The 21,076-nt window shown below is 47.4% G+C and carries 23 protein-coding genes; 19 read left to right on the top strand and 4 right to left on the bottom strand.

Annotated features, from left to right (window positions below; all coding sequences use genetic code 11):
- The 16 genes from rplO (at position 1) to glmM (ending at position 13,405) form a co-directional block, all read left to right on the top strand.
- Positions 1-450 carry a 50S ribosomal protein L15 gene (gene rplO / locus ACN084_RS00930; protein WP_419100854.1) on the top strand — a complete coding sequence of 150 codons (450 nt, stop codon included), beginning with the start codon at positions 1-3 and terminating at the stop codon, positions 448-450.
- A 252-nt stretch (positions 451-702) separates the two neighbouring features.
- Positions 703-2,013 (top strand): preprotein translocase subunit SecY, encoded by a 1,311-nt coding sequence (gene secY / locus ACN084_RS00925; RefSeq protein WP_419105619.1) that lies wholly within the window; start codon positions 703-705, stop codon positions 2,011-2,013.
- Positions 2,010-2,576: an adenylate kinase gene (locus ACN084_RS00920; protein WP_419100852.1), complete on the top strand. Its 567-nt coding sequence runs from the start codon at positions 2,010-2,012 to the stop codon at positions 2,574-2,576. Before secY ends, ACN084_RS00920 begins: the two co-directional genes overlap by 4 nt.
- A gap of 110 nt (positions 2,577-2,686) precedes the next feature.
- Positions 2,687-3,520, top strand: a complete 834-nt coding sequence (gene map, locus ACN084_RS00915) for a type I methionyl aminopeptidase (protein ID WP_419105618.1) — start codon at positions 2,687-2,689, stop codon at positions 3,518-3,520.
- A 73-nt stretch (positions 3,521-3,593) separates the two neighbouring features.
- Entirely contained in the window at positions 3,594-4,775 is a 1,182-nt protein-coding gene (gene rlmN, locus ACN084_RS00910) for a 23S rRNA (adenine(2503)-C(2))-methyltransferase RlmN (protein ID WP_419105617.1), read from the top strand.
- A 194-nt stretch (positions 4,776-4,969) separates the two neighbouring features.
- Positions 4,970-5,191, top strand: coding sequence for a translation initiation factor IF-1 (gene infA, locus ACN084_RS00905; RefSeq protein WP_419100849.1), 222 nt, complete (start codon positions 4,970-4,972; stop codon positions 5,189-5,191).
- 136 nt (positions 5,192-5,327) lie between these two features.
- On the top strand, positions 5,328-5,441 hold the full coding sequence (gene rpmJ / locus ACN084_RS00900; protein ID WP_419100848.1) for a 50S ribosomal protein L36: 114 nt from the start codon (positions 5,328-5,330) through the stop codon (positions 5,439-5,441).
- A gap of 181 nt (positions 5,442-5,622) precedes the next feature.
- A complete protein-coding gene (gene rpsM / locus ACN084_RS00895; protein WP_419100847.1) occupies positions 5,623-5,991 on the top strand; it encodes a 30S ribosomal protein S13 in 369 nt (122 codons plus the stop codon).
- Between the two features lie 72 nt (positions 5,992-6,063).
- Entirely contained in the window at positions 6,064-6,468 is a 405-nt protein-coding gene (rpsK, locus tag ACN084_RS00890; RefSeq protein ID WP_419100846.1) for a 30S ribosomal protein S11, read from the top strand.
- Positions 6,469-6,633: 165 nt separating this feature from the next.
- A complete protein-coding gene (locus ACN084_RS00885; protein WP_419100845.1) occupies positions 6,634-7,626 on the top strand; it encodes a DNA-directed RNA polymerase subunit alpha in 993 nt (330 codons plus the stop codon).
- A 108-nt stretch (positions 7,627-7,734) separates the two neighbouring features.
- On the top strand, positions 7,735-8,433 hold the full coding sequence (rplQ, locus tag ACN084_RS00880; protein WP_419105616.1) for a 50S ribosomal protein L17: 699 nt from the start codon (positions 7,735-7,737) through the stop codon (positions 8,431-8,433).
- A gap of 83 nt (positions 8,434-8,516) precedes the next feature.
- Entirely contained in the window at positions 8,517-9,443 is a 927-nt protein-coding gene (gene truA / locus ACN084_RS00875; protein WP_419105615.1) for a tRNA pseudouridine(38-40) synthase TruA, read from the top strand.
- A 264-nt stretch (positions 9,444-9,707) separates the two neighbouring features.
- On the top strand, positions 9,708-10,151 hold the full coding sequence (gene rplM / locus ACN084_RS00870; RefSeq protein WP_419102915.1) for a 50S ribosomal protein L13: 444 nt from the start codon (positions 9,708-9,710) through the stop codon (positions 10,149-10,151).
- A gap of 32 nt (positions 10,152-10,183) precedes the next feature.
- The gene (gene rpsI / locus ACN084_RS00865) at positions 10,184-10,681 is read left to right on the top strand and encodes a 30S ribosomal protein S9 (protein WP_419100841.1); all 498 of its coding nucleotides are present in this window, start codon (positions 10,184-10,186) and stop codon (positions 10,679-10,681) included.
- 302 nt (positions 10,682-10,983) lie between these two features.
- Positions 10,984-12,021, top strand: a complete 1,038-nt coding sequence (ppk2, locus tag ACN084_RS00860; RefSeq protein WP_419105614.1) for a polyphosphate kinase 2 — start codon at positions 10,984-10,986, stop codon at positions 12,019-12,021.
- A gap of 25 nt (positions 12,022-12,046) precedes the next feature.
- The gene (gene glmM, locus ACN084_RS00855) at positions 12,047-13,405 is read left to right on the top strand and encodes a phosphoglucosamine mutase (protein WP_419105613.1); all 1,359 of its coding nucleotides are present in this window, start codon (positions 12,047-12,049) and stop codon (positions 13,403-13,405) included.
- 171 nt (positions 13,406-13,576) lie between these two features.
- On the opposite strand, the gene mscL is transcribed toward glmM, so the two are convergent.
- From mscL to coaA, 3 genes are all read right to left on the bottom strand, one after another.
- Positions 13,577-13,954: a large conductance mechanosensitive channel protein MscL gene (gene mscL, locus ACN084_RS00850; RefSeq protein WP_419100838.1), complete on the bottom strand. Its 378-nt coding sequence runs from the start codon at positions 13,952-13,954 to the stop codon at positions 13,577-13,579.
- 142 nt (positions 13,955-14,096) lie between these two features.
- Positions 14,097-14,879, bottom strand: coding sequence for a M15 family metallopeptidase (locus ACN084_RS00845; RefSeq protein ID WP_419105612.1), 783 nt, complete (start codon positions 14,877-14,879; stop codon positions 14,097-14,099).
- Positions 14,880-14,884: 5 nt separating this feature from the next.
- The gene (gene coaA, locus ACN084_RS00840; RefSeq protein WP_419105611.1) at positions 14,885-15,841 is read right to left on the bottom strand and encodes a type I pantothenate kinase; all 957 of its coding nucleotides are present in this window, start codon (positions 15,839-15,841) and stop codon (positions 14,885-14,887) included.
- 148 nt (positions 15,842-15,989) lie between these two features.
- On the opposite strand from coaA, the gene glmS reads away from it, so the two are divergent.
- The 3 genes from glmS to ACN084_RS00825 all read left to right on the top strand — a co-directional run bounded on the left by glmS (position 15,990) and on the right by ACN084_RS00825 (position 19,399).
- Complete coding sequence (gene glmS / locus ACN084_RS00835) at positions 15,990-17,873, top strand: glutamine--fructose-6-phosphate transaminase (isomerizing) (protein WP_419105610.1); 1,884 nt, start codon at positions 15,990-15,992, stop codon at positions 17,871-17,873.
- 132 nt (positions 17,874-18,005) lie between these two features.
- Positions 18,006-18,413 carry a holo-ACP synthase gene (locus ACN084_RS00830; protein WP_419105609.1) on the top strand — a complete coding sequence of 136 codons (408 nt, stop codon included), beginning with the start codon at positions 18,006-18,008 and terminating at the stop codon, positions 18,411-18,413.
- A gap of 41 nt (positions 18,414-18,454) precedes the next feature.
- Positions 18,455-19,399, top strand: coding sequence for an ADP-dependent NAD(P)H-hydrate dehydratase (locus ACN084_RS00825; protein WP_419105608.1), 945 nt, complete (start codon positions 18,455-18,457; stop codon positions 19,397-19,399).
- 77 nt (positions 19,400-19,476) lie between these two features.
- On the opposite strand, the gene ACN084_RS00820 is transcribed toward ACN084_RS00825, so the two are convergent.
- Positions 19,477-20,952: a sugar transferase gene (locus ACN084_RS00820; protein ID WP_419105607.1), complete on the bottom strand. Its 1,476-nt coding sequence runs from the start codon at positions 20,950-20,952 to the stop codon at positions 19,477-19,479.
- Between the last annotated feature and the right edge of the window lie 124 nt (positions 20,953-21,076).

Here is a 21,076-nt window from a genome sequence, read left to right as displayed (position 1 = left end):
ATGGCACAAGACGCTATTAAAATTCACGATCTGCGCCCCGCACCGGGTGCTCACAAAGCAAAGACCCGCGTAGGCCGCGGTGAAGGCTCAAAGGGTAAAACTGCAGGTCGTGGTACCAAAGGTACTAAGGCACGTTACCAGGTTCGTCCTGGCTTTGAAGGTGGACAGCTTCCATTGCATATGCGCCTTCCAAAGCTTCGTGGCTTCAAGAACCCTTTCCGCACCGAATACCAGGTTGTTAACTTGGATCGTCTTGCGGAACTCTTCCCCGAGGGTGGCGACGTTACCGTTGACGCACTCGTAGCTAAGGGAGCAGTTCGTAAAAACGAATTGGTTAAGGTTCTCGGCGACGGCGAACTTAACGTTAAAATCAACATCACCGTTGATAAAGCTTCCAAGTCTGCTATCGAAAAGATTGAAGCAGCTGGCGGCACCGTTACTGTTAAGTAATATAGCTTAGCTCAAAACACGAACGGCCTCGCATGATGTAGCACGCGCTACAGCATGCGAGGCCGTTCGCTCTTTAAAGTTATTCTTCGCCACATTTTCGCTGATATTAGGGCAAGTTAAGTCTTGAGATTATGTCGTTCACCCTCTAAACAAGCTAGACTAAATGAGACTGTGTACAGCATCGTGCCATGATGAGTTTAAAGCTCAGAATAAAACGGTGCATTGACCCAACTTATATTTACAGGAGGACATGTGCTTAGTGCGTTCGGTCGGGCTTTTAAAACCCGCGATTTGCGGCGTAAGCTGCTGTTCACCCTGGGCATTATCGTAGTGTACCGTTTTGGTGTTTTCATTCCAGCACCAGGTATCTCTTACGGCAACGTTCAGCAATGTCTAGCGCTCGGTAATACTACCGGAGGCGTTTATGATGTGGTGAACCTCTTTAGCGGTGGCGCATTGCTGCAGCTGTCAATTTTTGCTCTTGGCGTGATGCCTTATATTACTGCTTCTATTATTGTGCAGTTGTTGAGGGTCGTTATTCCACGCTTTGAACAACTCCATCAAGAAGGGCCACAGGGACAAACCAAACTGACCCAGTACACCCGTTATCTGACAATTGGTCTTGCCCTATTGAACGCAACCACAATTGTTACTTTGGCTCGTACTGGAACTTTGCTAGGGGAGTGTCCACTTCCTATTATTCCTGATGAGAGCCTGGCGCATATCCTTCTGATTATCATCGTTCTTACCGCAGGAACAGGCGTTATCATGTGGCTAGGTGAGCAAATCACCGAAAAAGGCGTCGGTAATGGCATGTCCTTGCTGATTTTCACCTCTATTGCAGCGCAATTTCCGACTTCCTTGGGTAGCATCGCTAAATCTCAAGGGTGGGGGGTCTTTGCCGCCATCTGTGCTATAGGATTCGTCGTCATTATCGCCGTTGTTTTCGTTGAACAATCACAGCGCCGTATCCCCGTCCAATATGCAAAGCGCATGGTTGGTCGTCGGACGGTACAAACTCGTTCAACGTATATCCCCTTGAAAGTGAATATGGCCGGCGTTATCCCGCTGATTTTCGCTTCGTCTATGCTTCTTGTTCCTGGTTTGATTGCGAATTTCAACACTCCTCGTGACGGTACTGCTCCTCCAGAATGGGTCAACTGGATTAACACCTATCTTGTTCGAGGAGATCACCCTCTTTACATGATTCTCTACTTCTTCATGATTCTAGGCTTCGCATATTTCTATGTTTCTATCACCTTCAACACCGAAGAAGTTGCCGGAAATATGAAGAAATACGGTGGCTTTATCCCTGGAGTTCGTGCAGGACGAGACACCCAAGAATATCTTTCATATGTTCTAAACCGTATTACTTTGCCAGGTGCCTTGTACTTGGCAACTATCGCGATGATTCCGCTTACTGCGTTGGTACTGTTTAACGCAAACCAGAACTTCCCATTTGGCGGTACCTCATTGCTCATTGTTATTGGCGTTGGTTTGGATACCGTGAAACAGATTGACGCTCAGCTACAACAACACAATTACAAAGGATTGCTACGATGAATCGTTTGCTCATCATTGGACCTCCCGGTGCAGGTAAAGGAACCCAAGCTGCTCGCATTGCAGAAAAGCTCAATATTCCTGCTATCTCAACCGGTGACATCTTCCGTAAAAACATTAAGGAAGAAACTCCTCTTGGAAAAGAAGCAAAAAGCTATATCGACGCTGGAAACCTCGTACCAGACTCCGTCACCAACAACATGGTGCGTGCTCGTCTAGCTGAAGAAGATGCTCGAGATGGTTTCCTTCTCGACGGATACCCTCGCAATACTGCTCAGGTGACTGAACTCGATGAGATTCTCAAAGAACTTGGGCAAGAAATTGACCAGGTACTTTTGCTCATTGCTGATAACGATGAACTCGTAGAACGTCTTCTTGGGCGCGCTGCTGAACAAGGACGCACCGACGATACGGAAGAAGTCATTCGTCACCGTCTTAAGGTATATGAGGAACAGACTGCACCCTTGCTTTCTGTCTACCGTGAGCGTTCCTTGATTCAAGAAGTAGATGGTCTTGGCGAAATTGACGACGTAACGACTCGTATTCTTGAGGCCTTGAAGAAATAACATTCTGATACGTTGTTGTGCCCCCGACATGTTCCGGGGGCACAACAGCTTAAAAGAATCATAAGTACCTGTGTTGTGTGCTGACACAGTGTTGAGGAAAGGATGTTCTGATGGGACGCATTGAATATAAAACAGACCAACAACTTCGTTGGATGGCTCAAGCTGGAGTGGTTACCTCTCGTGCACTAGATGCTGCTGTTCAGGCTGCAAAAGCTGGAGTAAGTACTGCTGAACTTGACGTCGTTTTTCGGAATGTGTTGAAAGAACATAACGCTACGTCAAACTTTTTAGGGTATTACGATTACCCTGCAACTATTTGTACTTCAGTCAACGATGAGGTTGTTCACGGTATCCCAGGAGATAGGGTCTTAGCTTCTGGTGACATGATTTCTATTGACGGCGGCGCTATCGTCGTTGATCCGTACGGTAAAAAATGGAATGGTGATTCTGCTCGAACTTCTCTAATCGGAGAAGTTAGCCAAGAACGTCGGGAACTATCTGAAGTAACTCGTGCCGCAATGTGGCACGGTATCGCTGCGATGGCAACAGCACGCAAAGTGGGAGAAATCGGTTTAGCCATCGAAAATTTTGTTCGTTCAGAGACAGGCGACAAATACGGAATTATTGAAGACTTTGTTGGACATGGTATCGGAACCCAAATGCATATGGCTCCCGAAGTACTGAACTATGCTGCACGAGATCTAGGCCCCCGCTTGAAGAAGGGGATGGCGTTGGCTATTGAACCGATGCTTGTCACCGGTGGAATTGATACTCGAACTCTTGCTGATGAGTGGACCATTGTTACCGCTGATGGCGGCGATGCTTGTCAATGGGAGCACAGCGTAGCTCTTCACTCTGAAGGCATTTGGGTTTTGACTGCAGAAGACGGCGGTGCTGAAGAACTTTCCAAACTTGGTGTTACCGTCAAACCTATCCCCGCTTAGCTTGCTTGAGAGAAGAACGCATCACACATTGAATCTCATCTGCCATATACGGTGAGATATGAAGAAAGATATTATGAGTACAACTCACACAAAAACTCCGGTGGAGATTTCAAATGTCCGCCCTGCTCCTGGAACCATTGCTTTACGTGCCCCACGTCGTGAGCAACCTCCTCGTCATATTGCTGATTTTGATATGAAAGGCCGTCGCGCTTTTTTAGAGGAACTTGGTTATCAACCATTTCGTGCAGCACAATTGTCAAAACATTATTTTGAACGTTTGGTGAGCGATCCTGCTTTGATGACGGATTTACCTGCTGCTAATCGTGAAAAAATGGTTTTGGAAGCAATGCCGCAGCTTCTAACTCCGGTACGCACTCTTGAAGCTGATCAGGGTAATACGCTTAAAGTGGTTCATCGTCTTTTCGACGGGGCGATGGTCGAATCTGTCATTATGCGATACGAGAATCGTGTGACGATGTGTATTTCTTCGCAGGCTGGTTGCGGTATGAACTGTCCATTCTGTGCTACGGGGCAGCAAGGGTTAACTCGCAATCTTTCAACTGCAGAAATTGTTGAGCAGGTGGTTGCTGGTGCTCGTTACCTCAAAGAGATGAAAGGCCTTGAACAAGCTGGTGATGGTGCTGAGGATACTCGCCCCTTACGAGTGTCGAATATCGTGTTTATGGGTATGGGCGAAGCTCTTGCAAACTATAAACGTACGATGGGTGCGGTGCATCGTTTAATCGATCCTTCTCCAGAAGGTCTTGGTATTTCTGCTCGCGGTATTACGATGTCTACCGTGGGGCTTGTGCCAGGTATGCGTAAATTTGAGATGGAGAAGCTTCCGATTACTCTTGCATTATCTTTGCACGCTCCTGATGATGAACTACGCGATGAGCTGATTCCTATTAACACTCATTGGAAGGTTGATGAGGCGTTGGACGCCGCGTACAGCTATTATCGGACTACCGGGCGCCGAATCTCTATTGAGTATGCGTTAATTCGAGATATTAATGATCAAGGATGGCGTGCTGATTTATTGGGGAAGAAGCTCGCCCAGCGAGGACGTGGCTGGGTTCATGTGAATCCTATTCCGCTGAATCCGACTCCGGGCTCAAAGTGGACGGCCTCTCGTAAAGGTGTGGAGCAGAATTTTGTGGAGCGTTTACGTGCTCATGGTATTCCAACGACGATTCGTGATACTCGCGGGTCGGATATTGACGGAGCATGCGGACAGCTAGCTGCTCAGGAATAATTTGTGCCATGCAATATACTCAATGAGTGCAATATCACGTGAAGATTGCTCAAATGGGTTAACTTTTGAGCAGATATCCCGTACACTGGATTGTTGGTTGTCTCTACCGTTCCTCGTGTTCTGTGTGGAGATAAATCACAAGATAAGTTCAATGTCTGATGTGGATTCATCAGACACCGACGTTAGCGGAGGATATGGCCAAGAAAGACGGCGTCATTGAGATTGAAGGTTCTGTGGTCGAAGCTCTACCCAACGCGATGTTTCGTGTTGAGTTGGACAACGGACACAAAGTACTAGCTCACATCTCAGGCAAGATGCGTCAGCACTACATTCGAATCCTGCCTGAGGATCGAGTTATTGTGGAATTGTCCCCTTACGACCTCTCACGCGGTCGTATTGTCTACCGCTATAAATAAACAGCATAGTAAACGTCGCTTCGTGCGGCGTTTAACGTGCGTTAAATAGGGGATAACGTTCTCTACGCATGTAGGGAAACCTCTTATTCCGCCCAACTGTAACTGCAAATAATTGCAATCAACGCAAAGGAATGCGATGAAGGTCAAGCCGAGCGTTAAGCCGATCTGCGATAAGTGCAAAGTGATTCGCCGTAATGGCAAAGTCATGGTGATCTGCGAAAATCCGCGCCACAAGCAGCGTCAGGGCTAATCACTTAATAGCTCTGAGGAATGCTCATCCGTTTCAAAACGGGTTCATGAAATAGGCACCGCTTCTGAAAACTGAAGATATCGGTTTTTAGAATACCTCCGGACACAGAGGCCGGGGACTGGAGATAACTTCCAGGCAGTGATGCCATAGACCTCTGATATCAATAAGGAGAACAGCCAATATGGCACGTCTCGCTGGAGTCGATCTTCCCCGCGAAAAGCGCGTGGAAGTAGCTCTTACATACATTTACGGCGTGGGTAAAACCCGTGCACACGAAACACTCGAGGCTACTGGAATTAGCCCTGACGTGCGCGTTAAGGACCTGAGCGACGCTCAGCTCGTTTCGCTTCGTGACTTCATCGAAGGTAACTACAAGGTTGAAGGTGACCTCCGCCGTGAGGTTGCTGCAGATATTCGCCGCAAGGTTGAGATTGGTAGCTACCAGGGTCTGCGTCACCGCCGCGGTCTGCCCGTACATGGTCAGCGCACCAAAACTAACGCTCGTACCCGTAAGGGTCCTAAGCGTACCGTTGCTGGTAAGAAGAAGTAATAACACGTTGTTTCAGTCCATCACATCTTGTTGGACCAACGTATTCACCAAACCTTTGTAGGAGAATCAAAAATGCCTCCCAAGACTCGTGCAGCGGCACGCAAAACTAGCCGCCGCAAGGTAAGCAAGAATATTGTTGCCGGTCAGGCACATATTAAATCCACTTTTAACAACACCATTGTTTCTATTACTGATCCCTCTGGTGCAGTCATTTCATGGTCGTCTGCTGGCGAAATGGGATTCAAGGGCTCACGTAAGTCCACCCCATACGCAGCTCAGATGGCTGCTGAAACTGCTGCAAAGCGAGCTCAAGAGCATGGCGTTCGTAAGGTAGACGTTTTCGTTAAGGGTCCAGGATCCGGTCGCGAAACTGCAATTCGTTCACTTCAGGCAACTGGTCTTGAAGTTGGTTCGATTCAGGACGTTACCCCTGTCGCTCACAACGGCTGCCGTCCGCCGAAGCGTCGTCGCGTCTAATTTTTAGAAGATGCGGTTCTCCCGAGTTCTAGTGCTCGGGCGGTCGGTTTCTCATCCTAAAAGATATAGACCGATCACCGGACAGACTGCTTCGTCTGCTTCCTTATTCCCTGTTTTCCCCAACCTGTGAGCTCATATAGCGGATGCTCACTGAAAGGAAACATCGTGCTCATTGCACAGCGCCCCACTCTGAGTGAAGAGGTCGTAGCGGAAAATCGCTCACGCTTCACCATCGAACCCCTTGAACCGGGTTTCGGATACACCCTTGGTAACTCCCTTCGCCGGACGTTGCTTTCATCAATTCCAGGTGCAGCTGTAACCAGCATCCGCATCGATGGTGTTTTGCATGAATTCAGCACCGTGCCTGGTGTTACCGAAGATGTCACCGAGATTATCCTCAACATCAAAAAGCTTTCAATCTCTTCTGAGAATGACGAGCCTGTCGTCGCTTATTTGCGTAAGCAAGGTGAAGGCGAACTCACTGCAGGCGATATTGAGGTTCCAGCCGGCGTGGAAATTCACAACCCACAGTTGCACATTGCAACCTTAAACTCCAGCGCAAACTTTGATGCTGAGCTCATTATTGAACGTGGCCGTGGCTATGTTTCTGCAGCTCAGAACAAAACCGGTGATGGCGAAATCGGTCGTATTCCGGTCGATTCCATCTACTCTCCTGTGTTGAAGGTTACTTTCCGCGTTAACGCAACTCGTGTTGAGCAGCGTACCGACTTCGACTCCCTAATTTTGGACGTCGAAACCAAGGAAGCTATCGTTCCTCGTGATGCTGTGGCATCGGCAGGTAGCACTTTGGTAGAGCTCTTCGGCCTAGCCCGCGAACTTAATACTGCTGCAGAAGGTATTGAGGTTGGTCCGTCTCCTGCAGACGAATCAATGGCAGCTGATCTTGCTCTTCCGATTGAAGATTTGGAAATGTCTGTTCGTTCATATAACTGCCTCAAGCGTGAGGGCATCCACACCGTGGGTGAACTTGTTGCTCGCAGTGAAGCTGACCTTATGGACATTCGTAACTTCGGTGCAAAGTCTATCGATGAAGTCAAGGCGAAGCTCACTGAGCTTGGTCTTGCGTTGAAAGACTCACCTCCCGGTTTCGAGCTCGCTTCACGTTTGCACGACGACGACGCTTACGGCGATTTCTAATCCCGGTTCGGATACCCTCACTACGGTGAGACGAACCTCAGGTCACAAACTTGGTTCCACACTCTTCGCAAAGGAGCGATGGAACAGTAATTCCATGGAGAAATAATTATGCCTACTCCCACTAAGGGTCCTCGCCTCGGCGGAAGCCCTACACACGAGCGCCTCATGCTCAACAACCTGTCTCAGCAGCTTTTTGAGCATAAGCGCATTACCACCACTGTTACTAAAGCAAAGCGTATGCGTCCTGTTGCAGAACGTTTGATTACTTTCGCGAAGAAAGGCGATTTGGCTGCACGCCGTCGTGTTCTACGTTCCCTCAGCGACAAATCCGTGGTTCACGAACTATTCACCGTAATCGCTCCTGCTATGGCAGAGCGTCCTGGTGGATACACTCGTATCACCAAAATCGGTAACCGTAAGGGCGACAACGCTCCTATGGCTGTTATCGAATTGGTAATGGAGCCCGTAGCCGCTGCTTCTGCTGTAGCCGAAGCAACCACCGTTGCAAAGAACTCTGCTGCTGTTGCTGAAGAAGCACCTGCACCGGCTGAGACCGAAACTGCTGCACCTGAAGCGGCAACAGATAACGGCGCTCTTCCTGCTGGCGCACATGCTCCTTTGGAAAACGGCGAAGCTCCTGAAGGCTTTGAAGTTAAAGGAAACGCTGATTCCATGAAGTATCACGTTCCTGGCTCACGCTGGTACACCAGCACTAAGGCTGAAATCTGGTTCGATTCCCCTGAGTCCGCTAAAGCTGCAGGTTACGCACCTGCAGGTGGCGAAGCAGCTCAGAAGGTTTCTGAATAATTCACCTCAAATAGCTTTTAGCTAAACTCTGCCGTCCGTAGCTAGACTATGGACGGCAGAGTTTTTCTATGTGCAGGAGAATCATGACATACGTGGATATTGCAGAAGATAACTACCAGCGTGTTCGTATCGATTTAGCATATGATGGCACTCCCTTCGCAGGCTGGGCAAAGCAGCCTGGGCTTGTGACGGTTGAGGGCTGTCTTGAGCAAGCTCTTGAGATGATTATTCGCACTCCTGTTCGTCTGGTTGTCGGCGGTAGGACAGATGCTGGCGTTCACGCTACGCATCAGGTTGTTCATTGTGATATTGAGCGTAATCGCTGGGAGAGTCTTCCTGGGCGGAGCCAAAGCTTGCCGGCTGAGGCGTTGAATCGTCGTCTTAGGGGAGTGCTGGGAAGGGTACTCACTGAGGCTGAAAAAGAGCTGGGACTGCCTGCTCGTTTTAACGGTTTTTTGCACGGAAGTATCCGCATTCTTGCGGTTTCTGCTATCTGCCACACGTTTGATGCTCGTTTTTCTGCTACTGGGCGCTCTTATCGTTACCTAATTGACGATGGGAGTAGTTGTTTTGGGGATTCTGCTTTGTATCGTCGTTTAGCGTGGCAGGTAGATACTCCGTTGGACGTTGCCTTGATGAATGAATCGTGTGAGAGGTTATTGGGGCTTCATGATTTTTTGTCATTTTGTAAGCCTCGTGAGGGGGCAACAACTATTCGGCAACTACGTGAGTTGAGCTTTCATCGCACAGAACAAGGCCTGATTCGTGCTGATATTAGAGCTGATGCTTTTTGTCATCATATGGTTCGTTCGTTGATTGCTGCAGCAGTTTTGGTCGGTTCTGGTGCTCACGATGGTGAGTGGCTAGGGGATAGAGTCAAAAACCCGTTGCGAGACTCTCAGATACGTCTTGCGCCACCATGGGGGCTGGCCTTATCTGAGATTACCTATCCTGAAGAAGCAGCTTTTGAAACGCAAGCTCGTCAGGCTAGAGCTCGTCGAGAGCTTTGATGTGATGGGGAACTCGAAATTAAAAGAGATTCCTGTGGATTAACTGGCTGTGCTCATGTATAGTCTTATATATTGTGCGTGTTCTGTCCTGGTTGAAATACCTTCAGAAATAGCTCAGTTGCAGAGCAAGTATTTGTGAAGCGTACAGGATATAAGAACAGCAGATGCGTTTGGTCCTCACCCAAACCCTGTTGACCGCATATAAGTAATTAGGCGCGATACCCAACTAAGCGCCAACTGTTCAAACGAGACAAAGGCGAAATTTTGCGCACTTACACTCCGAAACCCGGTGAAGTAGAACGCCAGTGGCACGTCATTGACGCTACTGACGTAATCCTGGGTCGTCTTGCCAGCCAGACCGCAACACTGCTGCGCGGAAAGCACAAGCCGACTTTTGCTCCTCACGTTGATACTGGCGATTCTGTCATCATCGTTAACGCAAGCAAAGTTGCACTAACCGGTGCAAAACTAGAACAAAAGCGTGCTTACCGTCACTCCGGTTACCCGGGTGGACTGAAGTCAGTTTCTTACGCAGAACTTTTGGAATCAAATCCAGTTCGTGCTGTAGAGAAAGCTGTTAAAGGCATGCTTCCTAAAAATAAGCTTGCAGCACAGCAGCTGAAAAATCTTAAGGTTTATGCAGGTGCAGAGCACCCGCATGCTGCACAGCAGCCTAAGACCTTCGAAATCACTCAGGTCGCCCAGTAATTCGGGCCAACGAAAGAACATTAGGAGAAATCGTGGCTCAGAATGAAGAGCAGATCGTAGTAGAAGAAGAGCTAACCAGCTACACTTCTGAATCTTCCGCTCCCGTAGCAGAAGAGGCAAAAGCATCCCGCCCAGCGCTTACCGTTGCAGGTGCAGCAGTTGGTCGCCGTAAGGCAGCAGTTGCTCGTGTTCGCGTTGTACCTGGCACCGGCCAGTGGACCATTAACGGTCGCGCACTCGAGAACTACTTCCCTAACAAATTGCACCAGCAAGAGGTTAACGAACCTTTCAAGATTCTTGAACTTGAAGGCGCATACGACGTCATCGCACGTATCCACGGTGGTGGACCTTCCGGTCAGGCAGGTGCTTTGCGTCTAGGTATCTCACGTGCATTGAACGAAATCGATGTTGAGAACAACCGTCCTACCTTGAAGAAGGCTGGCTTCCTTACCCGTGACGCACGCGTTATCGAACGTAAGAAGGCAGGTCTTAAGAAGGCACGTAAAGCTTCACAGTTCTCCAAGCGTTAATCTTCGCAACGAGAGCATTCGAGCTCTACACTGTTCAAAGGCAGGATCTCCCAAAGAGGAGATCCTGCCTTTGGCGTATTCAAAGCATATATTTTCTGGTATCGGAATTGTTCTTCACCATTGATTTCATTTTATGAGCAAAAATCCTTTGCCTCAAGATAGCAGAGTAGGATGGAAAGGGTGTGCTGGTTCATCCAACACACCCGCTAATTAGGGTGTATATGCCAGTAACACTGTGTCTCAGTTCTAAAGCTCTTTAGAATATGAATGGAACCAAAAGAAACTCAACGGAGAGGGCAGCTATGGTAGCTACCAATGGAAACAACGAGAACACCGAAGCTAAGGTTGAAAAACCTTCAGTTTCAGGAAGCGATACTCACCAGAAAGAAGCTATTAAAGCTGCTTTGAAAAAAGAGGTACGTCGCGTTTCTGTCGTTGAAGACTATTCAGCTGAGCTAGATGAAATTGCTTCATTGACGAAGAAACTTTCAGGTCAAAGTAGTGACTCTGATGCATGGAAAAAGGGTTACCCTTACGATAAAAAACTTTCACGTAAAGAATACGAACGTGAGAAGAGAGCCCTGCAAATTGAGCTTTTGAAATTACAATTGTGGGTTAAAGAAACCGGACAAAAAATCCTCATCATCTTTGAAGGCCGAGATGCTGCCGGTAAAGGTGGATCCATTAAGCGTTTTACCGAACATCTTAACCCTCGCGGGTCACGGGTTGTGGCGCTAGAGAAACCCACCGAAATAGAACAAACCCAATGGTATTTCCAACGCTATATTGCCCACCTTCCTGCCGGTGGAGAAATCGTGATGATGGACCGCTCCTGGTACAACCGTGCAGGAGTTGAGCGTGTTATGGGCTACTGTAGCTCGCAGCAGTACTACGAATTTATGCGTGAAGTACCAGATTTAGAGCGTATGCTTGTGAATTCTGGTATTAAACTCATCAAATTCTGGTTCTCAGTGACTCGTGCAGAACAGCTAGCTCGCTTCAACTCTCGTCGTACCGATCCGGTTCGTCAGTGGAAACTCTCACCTACAGATTTAGCCTCTTTGGACAAATGGGATGCCTACACTGAAGCAAAAGAAGCAATGTTCTTCTATACAGACACCGGTGATGCTCCATGGACCGTTATTAAATCTAATGATAAAAAACGTGCCCGACTTGAGGCAATGCGTCATGTCTTGAGCCAATTTGATTACCCCAATAAAGATAAAGATGTTGTTGGTAACGTTGATTCTTTGATTATTGGTCCTGCCTCTGCAGTCTTTGATGATGAAGACCCTGAAAATCCAGAAGGATTTCCAATTCTCAAAGACGAGGATAATTAGACTAAAAGGCGTAGAATAGCCAGTGATGTCGAAAAGATTATTTGGAACCGACGGTGTACGCGGTCTAGCGAATGAGCTCATTACGCCAAGTATGGCTCTAGAGCTCGCGCAGGCTGCCTCCATCGTATTAGGGTTCAATACGGTAGAAAAAGGTACCCGACCCAAGGCACTTATCGCCCATGATTCCCGCATTAGCGGTGAGTTCATCGGATCTGCGATGATGGCTGGTTTTGCTGCCTCTGGTGTTGATGTGTGGGATGCTGGTTTAGTTCCCACGCCAGCAGCAGCATATTTGGTTGGGGCTACAGGTTCAGACTTTGGTGTGATGATTTCAGCTTCACATAATCCTGCTGAAGATAATGGGATTAAATTCCTTGCTCGAGGCGGCAAGAAGCTCGATGATGCCATCGAAGATGAGATTGAAGCGCTATACCGCTCCAAAGAGTTTAGGTACCCCACCGGTGGGGAAGTGGGGCGTATTCGTCCTCTCACCGACGGTGAAGACCGGTACGTGACGCACTTGCTTTCGACCATTCCTGGCCATCAACGCCTCAACGGTCTGAAAGTTGTCCTCGACTGCGCAAACGGTGCAGCCTCAGGTGTTTCGCCAGATGCTTTCCGCATATTAGGTGCTGATATCGAGGTTGTTGCTGCCGCTCCTGACGGAACTAACATCAACAATGGTGTTGGTTCTACTCACCCAGAAAAGCTTCAGGAGATGGTCGTTAAACATGGAGCGGATCTTGGTGTTGCCCATGATGGTGACGCTGATCGTTGCATCGCAGTAGACGAACAAGGCAACCTTGTTGACGGCGATAAAATCATGTCAATCATTGCGGTAGCGATGAATGAGGCTGGAAAGCTTAAAGATAGCACCCTCGTTGCAACAGTGATGAGTTCTTTGGGACTTGAACTATATCTCCGAGAACAAGGTATCAAATTGGAGCGTACTTCTGTAGGCGACCGATATGTTCTTGAAGCGATGAACGCTCAAGGATACAACCTTGGCGGCGAACAATCTGGGCATGTCATTATGAGTGATTATGCAACTACCGGTGACGGCGTACTCACCGGTCTGCAACTTGCCGCAGAAATTGTTCGTACAGGCCTTCCGCTCTCAGAACTGGCTAGCCGCATGAAGGCAACTCCTCAATGCCTGATTAATGTTCCGGGAGTCGACCGTGATGGTGTTGCAACCTGTGAGAAGCTTCAACAAGCTATTGCAGAGGTTGAAGCGGAGCTCGGTGAAACTGGCCGTGTCTTGCTCCGCGCATCGGGAACGGAACCTTTGGTTCGTGTCATGGTAGAAGCCTCGGAGCAAGAGACTGCTGATCGTTTAGCAGCCTATTTAGCTGATATCGTCAAACGAGAACTGGGTTTGTAAGTGGCAAGGGGATTCTTCTCTAACACATCATAGATAAGAATCCCCTATATGCATTAGAACCTCAGACGGTTCTGATGCACAAAAGGAAAAAGGGAAAAAGTTACTCCCCATATCTCGTACAAGATATGGGGAGTAACTTTTAAGTATTTTATTGTGTTAGTTCAATAAAGGTTACTTGGAAAGAGCGTCGCGGATTTCCTTGAGAAGAACGATCTGAGGATCAACTTCTTCTGCTTCTTCTTCACCAGCTGCAATTTTAGCTGCGCGACGTTCGTTCATCTTGTTGATGGGGGTAACGATTGCGAAGTAAACAGCTGCTGCGATGAGGAGGAAGTTCACGACTGCGGTGAGGAATACACCAATCTTGATTTCGCCGAATACGAGGAAATCGTCGAAGCTGGGGGAGCCAACAAGCATTGCGATTGCAGGCATGATGACAGATTCAACTAGTGCGGTGATAACTGCGGTGAAGGCGGTGCCGATGATAAGACCTACTGCGAGGTCGACGACATTGCCACGGGTAATAAAATCTTTAAATCCATTAAGCATGTATATAAGAGTATCTTTGTCCTGAACTAATTTGAACGTTTAGAAAAGATATTTTCTCTTGAAAATGGTGTATTTCATCACATGGTGTGACATGGGATATTGACCTATCCTACTTTTTGAAAAAAATATTAGTTTTGTTCATTTAGAGGTATGTAGGAGCCGGACCAAAACCCCAAAATGTTTCTAAACAATCAGCGTGAGATTGATAGTATCGTTGAGCCTCAGCAGCCCCGATATATCGAAAATGCCATGACTCATAGAAATAGCCAGTAAGCTCATGCTTCCAATACGGAAAACGCAGAATAAAGCCAAAACGGTGAGCTTGACGAGCAAACCATTGAGCTTCGGGAGTTTGAGAAAAACACACTGCAAGATTGCAGCCTCCTGAGGCTGAACCAATATCAAGAGCCAAACCTGTTTGATGTTCTGAATACCCAGGACGAGCAGAGGCAGTATCAGCTTGTTCCTTACCGTATGTGTTGACCCAATGCTTGTAGGTGTTAACTTGGTCTTCATATGATCGGTAGCCACTCAACGCTGTAGGGGATAGCCCCTGCCGTGTTGCCTCGAGAAACAGCGCCTGAGCGTGTTCAGCAGCTTCTGCACGTAGTAGTACTGGCCCAAAAGATACCAAATCCTGTGGATGATAGTGAATCGGTTCAAGCGGGTGGTGCTTGTTCACGAGAACAGATAAAGAATCGGACTGAAAATGATCGTCTGAAGACTCTGCCTTCAACGAAGGCTCCTCCACCTGTGGCGACTCTACCGGGTCTGAACCTACCGTGGGTTTTTGCCTCAATTGACCCCGTTGAGATGATTCTTTATGCTCTTGAGCCTGTTCAATATGAGAGGTACATGAGCATAAAGGAAGAGCTGCCGCAGCCGATAAAAACCATCGACGGTCAAAAGAACGAGAGCCTGTCATCAACATTAATTCTTTCTCAAGAGCACACGAGAAATACTATGATCTGCTCCTTTAGAAAGAATCAGCTTTGCACGTGCTCTTGTCGGACGAACATTTTCTAAGAGGTTAGGTTCATTAATGCTCCTCCAAATTGATGTTGCAATTTTTATTGCTTCATCATCTGAAAGGTCTGCATAACGATTAAAATATGAATCTGGATTTTGAAAAGCATGATCACGCAACGATAAAAAACGATCAATATACCAGCGTTCAATGTCGCTTGTTCGAGCATCAACATAAATAGAAAAATCAAAGAAATCGCTCAATGACAATGCTGCTTGGCTTTGACCTCGTAATTTAGGTGGAGCCAAGACGTTAAGCCCCTCCACGATTAAAACGTCAGGCGAGGTTACCTCAATTTTTTCATCAGGAATGATGTCGTAGAATAGATGTGAATACTTTGGTGCACTCACTTGAGGAACACCAGACTTTACATCAGCAATAAAACGCAAAAGTGTCCGACGGTCATAAGACTCTGGAAAACCTTTACGCGCCATAATTCCACGGCGTTCAAGTTCAGCATTGGGATAGAGGAATCCATCTGTTGTAATAAGCTGAACATCTGGTGTAGAAGGCCAACGGCTAAGCAATGCTTGAAGTAGGCGTGCGGTGGTTGACTTACCAGCTGCTACAGAACCTGCAACCCCGATAATAAAAGGAACACGACGCTGTGATAACCCAAGAAAATCATTGGTCATACGATTAATAGATGCGGTGGAATTGGCATACAGATTCAATAAGCGAGACAACGGAAGATACACATTACGCACTTCTTCGACATCAAGAGTTTCTCCCAACCCGCGTAATTGTTCAATTTCAGATTCGCTAAGTGGAACCTCAATTTCTGAGGAAAGACGCGACCACGTGGCACGATCTAATTCTATAAACGGTGAGTGTCGCGATAATAAAGGGGCTGAGCTCATTGAACATATTTTAGTTCTCTTCACCTAGAAAAACTCCAATATAAGGGCTTTAGCAAGAACGTGTCAGAAGATAAAAGAACAATGAGTGTCCAACACTGCGCGTGGCACACACCTAAAATTTTCACGGTTCTCAGGTAGTATTAGCTGTATGTGTGGAATTGTAGGATATGTTGGTCTGGGTTCTACCCCAGACGGTAAAAAATTTGATCACAACTCATATGATGTTGTCCTTGAAGGGCTCCGTCGTCAAGAATACCGCGGATACGACTCCGCCGGTATTGCTGTCATCGGCGATGCAGGCATCGAGTTCCGTAAAAAAGCAGGAAAACTAGTTAACCTCATCCAAGAGGTCGAAGAAAACCCCATTGCAGATTCTCATATCGGCATTGGACACACTCGTTGGGCAACCCACGGCGGACCCACTGACTCTAACGCTCACCCTCATGTCGTTGATAACAACCGTTTAGCCATCGTTCACAACGGCATTATCGAAAACTTCGCAGAACTTCGTGGAGAACTCAGCGCTAAAGGCGTTCAGTTCCTATCTGAAACAGACACCGAAATCGCAGCAAACCTCATTGCCGATATCTATAACAACCTCGAAGAAAAAGATCTCACCGAAGCTATTCGCCAAGCCTCTAATAGGCTTGAAGGTGCCTTCACCATTCTTGCTATCCACGCGGACTTCCCTAACCGCGTAGTAGCGACTCGTCGTAACTCACCATTGGTCATTGGACTCGGCGAAAACGAAAACTTCCTCGGCTCTGACGTATCTGGTTTTATCGACTACACCAAGCGTGCCGTCGAAATGGGACAGGATCAAATCGTAACCATCACGGGAAATGATTACTCCATTATCGACTTCGAAGGAAACCCCGCAGAAGGTAAACCTTTCGATATTGAGTGGGATGCTGCCGCAGCAGAAAAAGGCGGATACGAATCCTTCATGGAAAAAGAAATCCATGAACAGCCAGCTGCTGTACGAGACACCCTTATGGGGCGTTTTGACGAAAACGGAAACCTTACTCTCGACGAACTAAAGATTGATGACAGTATCCTTCGCTCTATCGATAAAATTATCGTTGTAGCATGCGGTACCGCTGCATACGCTGGACAGGTGGCACGTTACGCAATCGAACACTGGTGCCGTATCCCCACAGAAGTTGAACTAGCACACGAGTTCCGTTACCGTGACCCCATCGTTAATGAGAAAACCCTTGTTGTTTCTCTCTCACAATCAGGGGAAACGATGGATACTCTGATGGCAGTACGACACGCACAAGAACAAGGCGCAAAAGTTGTCTCTATCTGCAACACCACCGGCTCAACCTTGCCACGTGAATCTGACGCGGCACTATATACCCACGCTGGACCAGAAATTGCTGTAGCTTCAACGAAAGCGTTCTTGTCACAAATTGCAGCAGCCTACCTACTAGGTCTTTACCTTGCTCAGCTTCGTGGCAATATGTACAAAGATGAGATTCAGCAGGTCTTGAGCGAGTTGCAAGCGATGCCCGAGAAAATTCAAGAACTTCTCACTAAAGAACAACAAATCAAAGACCTTGGTATCTCCATGAAAGATGCTAAGTCTGTGTTGTTCCTCGGCCGTCACGTCGGGTTCCCCGTGGCACTTGAAGGCGCTCTTAAACTCAAAGAGATTGCTTACATCCATGCAGAAGGCTTCGCAGCCGGCGAGCTGAAACACGGACCTATTGCTCTTGTCGAAGAAGGACAACCTATTTTCGTTGTTGTTCCTTCACCTCGTGGACGAGACTCTCTGCACTCTAAAGTTGTCTCTAACATCCAAGAAGTACGAGCACGCGGCGCAGTAACCTTGGTGATTGCAGAGGAAGGCGATGACGCAGTTCTCCCATACTCTGACCATGTCATCACCTACCCTCAGTGCCCAGCTCTCCTTCAGCCTCTACTGGCAACTGTGCCACTGCAAATCTTTGCATGTGCACTTGCCGGAGCTAAAGGCTTAGACGTTGACCAGCCACGTAACTTGGCAAAATCTGTGACAGTGGAATAGAATCGCAAACCATCAACGGGACAAAATCCTTGTAGTACCGTTGAGGTGAATTCTTCAGGGGGGGGGTGGAGAACCATGAATAATGGTTCTCCACCCCCTGACTTATTAGGGTGAAGTATGGGGGAGTAGTAGATGATTATTGGGACAGGCATTGACGTTGTCAATATCGACCGATTCGAAAAAATAATCCATAAAACACCGGCATTACGCCAGCGACTCTTCAGCGAAGAAGAACAGCAAAAACCGATACGCTCACTGGCAGCACGTTTTGCTGTTAAAGAAGCTGTTGCAAAAGCTCTAGGGGCACCATCAGGGTTGTCATGGAAAGACTGCTCTATCGTAAATAACGTTAGCGGAGAGCCTCAACTGCTTCTGTCGGGGACGGTCAAATCCTATGCCGAAAAATTATCTATCAACCACTGGCATATAACGCTAAGCCACGATGAACCAATAGCCACTGCTATGGTGATAGCAGAACATCTTAGCGCCGAAGAACTAAAACTTCTCAGAACCATAGAACATCTTAAAAAGAGTAACTAGCGCCGAGTAACTTCAAAAGATCTCAAGGATGGACGGTCGATATGGATTATTTAACAGGCATAGACGAATACTACAAAACATATTCTCGTGAAAACCTCCAAAGCGATATACTTCTGCCCACCCCCTCTGACCATAAATACACTCGTGGAGTTTTAGGTATTGTCGCAGGCAGCTCAGAATATCCTGGTGCTGGATTGCTGACCACAAAAGCTGCGGTATACAGCGGGGTGGGTATGGTGCGCTTCCTTGGGGCTGAAGCCCTCAACGTCCTTATACATATACACGTTCCAGAAGCTGTATGTACTACAGACCGTGAGAAGATGCCTACCCCTGACGCGTGGTGTGTAGGTTCTGGCGCCACAGGAGAAGAACGACAAGAACTTCTCGAACGAATCATTGCTGAACCGATTCCAGCAGTATTAGATGCTCAAGCGTTACCCTATTTTGCTCAAGCTATTGCCCTGAACGGTACATCTCAGGCTCCTCGTATTGTGACTCCTCACGCTGGCGAACTGCATCAAATGCTTACTTGGATTGCTTCGCTTAACCCAACCTTGTGGAATCAGTACAACTCACAAGAAGTCCCACCACAACAAGAGATTCTCAAAAACCCCGGATACTGGGCTAGGTACACTGCTCAGCTAACGGGTGCAACGGTACTTCTCAAAGGGCATACTAGCTATATCGCTAACTCCGAATATGAGCATGGTTATGCTCTTCAAGCGCCCCATAGTTGGCTAGCCACAGCAGGAAGTGGAGACACCCTAAGCGGAATTATCGGTTCGTTTCTTGCCACACACCAGGCTCATGCCAGAGAACAAGAATTATCGTTGTCAGCTGTAGATTTTTTGCGTGTTACCGCAAGCGCTGTAGCAATTCATCATCAGGCAGCGCAGAAGGTTCATAGTAGCAAATACGGGGGTCCAACACCACCTAGCCTAGTGACAGAATATATAGCGCAGGCTATTTCAGAGACATTCCTGTGATACCTCTGTGATGGTAATAAAAATTGGTGGGTTTCCAGCTCTGGAAACCCACCAATTTTTTAAAGATATTAAGAATGCTAATAGGCGCCTTTTTTCGCAAAGACTGCACGTACGGTGCGGAAGAGAATAATAAAGTCACCAATAATCGACCAATTCTCAACATAGTATAGGTCTAGGCGAATAGATTCTTCCCATGAGAGGTCAGATCGTCCAGAAACCTGCCATAGACCAGTAATACCTGGTTTGACTAGTAGACGGCGATATGCTTCTTCCTCATACTGATTGACCTCAGTTTCCAATGGAGGACGAGGCCCCACCAAGGACATGTCACCAACAAGCACATTCCATAGTTGAGGTAATTCGTCGATGGAATATTTCCGGATGAACTTTCCAACTTTGGTCACACGAGGATCGTCCGCCATCTTGAAGAGGACACCATTTCCTTGATTCTGACCTTCTAGCTCTTTTTTGAGTTCCTCAGCGTTGGTCACCATAGAACGGAACTTTGCCATCTTGAACGTCTCACCACGGTATCCTACTCGCTCTTGGAAGAAAAATATTGGTCCTCCATCTAGCTTGATAATGATACCGACAACAATCAGTAAAGGAGCCAAAATAATAAGGCCTAACGCAGAACACACAATGTCAATAGTGCGTTTAACAAGGGCAGAGAAACCCTCCATACGAGGGGTTGATACGTGAATCAGAGGAACGCCGTTAAGCGGCTGGGTATGGATACGCGGTCCAGCGATATCAGTCATGGCTGGGGCCAGAATAAGCTTAATATGAGAAGCCGCAAGATCCCACCCCAAAGTTCTCAACTGCTTTGGGGTGAGCCTATGCCCTGAAGATACTGCAACGGCTTGAATATTATTCTCCACGCATACTCTAAGAATTTCTTGGGAGTCCGTGCTATAACCAAGAATTGGAGCTTCAACATCGGAGATGACTTTTCCTTCGGAATATCCAGGTAGATAAAAAGCAACCGGATTTAAACCTGAAAGTTGAGCTTCTGTCAAAATATCGTAAAGATGTTTACCAGACTCGGTATCCGAAATCACCAAAACACGGGTGAGAGCACGTCCGCGTCGACGCCAATGAACGAGGTAGCGACGTAGACTCCATCGAGCAGCTAATAGTAGTCCGACCCCTAGAGGATAGGCTATAAAAATATAGGTGCGGGCAAAATCTACCTTCGTCATGTACGAAAAAATAGCTAAGCCGCAGAAGAAATAGGTAGTAGCTTTGAAAACTAGACGATACTCATCGGTTCCTTGTCCTAGATACCGGATATTGCGAGAATTAGAGATATCAAGTGTGATAAACCATAAAATGGCAAGAACAAAACCCGTAGCAGTATAATTCCACGACGCATCAAAACGACCGAGCACTTCAGCGTTATTGAAACCAAAACTCACAATATGTGAAAAAATGATGGTGAACGTAATCACCAGAGCATCGCAGAGATATAAGGCCGCAACAACTTTAGGTTGCCAGGTTTTAAGACCGCGGTTTTCTGACCAACGTTGTTTAATGATGGTATTGCTAGCCACCTGAAGATTCCCCCGAATATTTCCCTAACATAAAGACCTAAGAGACACCCCTAAAAATTTGTATCTCCTAGTAAAACATCAGTATGTGAATAATACGCTATCTGACGTTATTGCGCTTCCCCCA

The sequence above is a fragment of the Rothia sp. P7208 genome (assembly GCF_048512915.1).
Lineage (GTDB): Bacteria > Actinomycetota > Actinomycetes > Actinomycetales > Micrococcaceae > Rothia.
Note: the sequence above shows the minus strand (reverse complement) of the source record. Positions and strands in the feature narration are given on the sequence as shown.

Excerpts from the sequence above, each read along its gene's own strand:
- rplO (WP_419100854.1), top strand. The coding sequence starts at position 1 with ATGGCACAAGACGCTATTAAAATTCACGATCTGCGCCCCGCACCGGGT.
- ACN084_RS00920 (WP_419100852.1), top strand. The coding sequence starts at position 2,010 with ATGAATCGTTTGCTCATCATTGGACCTCCCGGTGCAGGTAAAGGAACC.
- map (WP_419105618.1), top strand. The coding sequence starts at position 2,687 with ATGGGACGCATTGAATATAAAACAGACCAACAACTTCGTTGGATGGCT.
- rlmN (WP_419105617.1), top strand. The coding sequence starts at position 3,594 with ATGAGTACAACTCACACAAAAACTCCGGTGGAGATTTCAAATGTCCGC.
- infA (WP_419100849.1), top strand. The coding sequence starts at position 4,970 with ATGGCCAAGAAAGACGGCGTCATTGAGATTGAAGGTTCTGTGGTCGAA.
- rpmJ (WP_419100848.1), top strand. The coding sequence starts at position 5,328 with ATGAAGGTCAAGCCGAGCGTTAAGCCGATCTGCGATAAGTGCAAAGTG.
- rpsM (WP_419100847.1), top strand. The coding sequence starts at position 5,623 with ATGGCACGTCTCGCTGGAGTCGATCTTCCCCGCGAAAAGCGCGTGGAA.
- rpsK (WP_419100846.1), top strand. The coding sequence starts at position 6,064 with ATGCCTCCCAAGACTCGTGCAGCGGCACGCAAAACTAGCCGCCGCAAG.
- rplQ (WP_419105616.1), top strand. The coding sequence starts at position 7,735 with ATGCCTACTCCCACTAAGGGTCCTCGCCTCGGCGGAAGCCCTACACAC.
- truA (WP_419105615.1), top strand. The coding sequence starts at position 8,517 with ATGACATACGTGGATATTGCAGAAGATAACTACCAGCGTGTTCGTATC.
- ppk2 (WP_419105614.1), top strand. The coding sequence starts at position 10,984 with ATGGTAGCTACCAATGGAAACAACGAGAACACCGAAGCTAAGGTTGAA.
- glmM (WP_419105613.1), top strand. The coding sequence starts at position 12,047 with ATGTCGAAAAGATTATTTGGAACCGACGGTGTACGCGGTCTAGCGAAT.
- mscL (WP_419100838.1), bottom strand. The coding sequence starts at position 13,954 with ATGCTTAATGGATTTAAAGATTTTATTACCCGTGGCAATGTCGTCGAC.
- ACN084_RS00845 (WP_419105612.1), bottom strand. The coding sequence starts at position 14,879 with ATGACAGGCTCTCGTTCTTTTGACCGTCGATGGTTTTTATCGGCTGCG.
- coaA (WP_419105611.1), bottom strand. The coding sequence starts at position 15,841 with ATGAGCTCAGCCCCTTTATTATCGCGACACTCACCGTTTATAGAATTA.
- glmS (WP_419105610.1), top strand. The coding sequence starts at position 15,990 with ATGTGTGGAATTGTAGGATATGTTGGTCTGGGTTCTACCCCAGACGGT.
- ACN084_RS00830 (WP_419105609.1), top strand. The coding sequence starts at position 18,006 with ATGATTATTGGGACAGGCATTGACGTTGTCAATATCGACCGATTCGAA.
- ACN084_RS00825 (WP_419105608.1), top strand. The coding sequence starts at position 18,455 with ATGGATTATTTAACAGGCATAGACGAATACTACAAAACATATTCTCGT.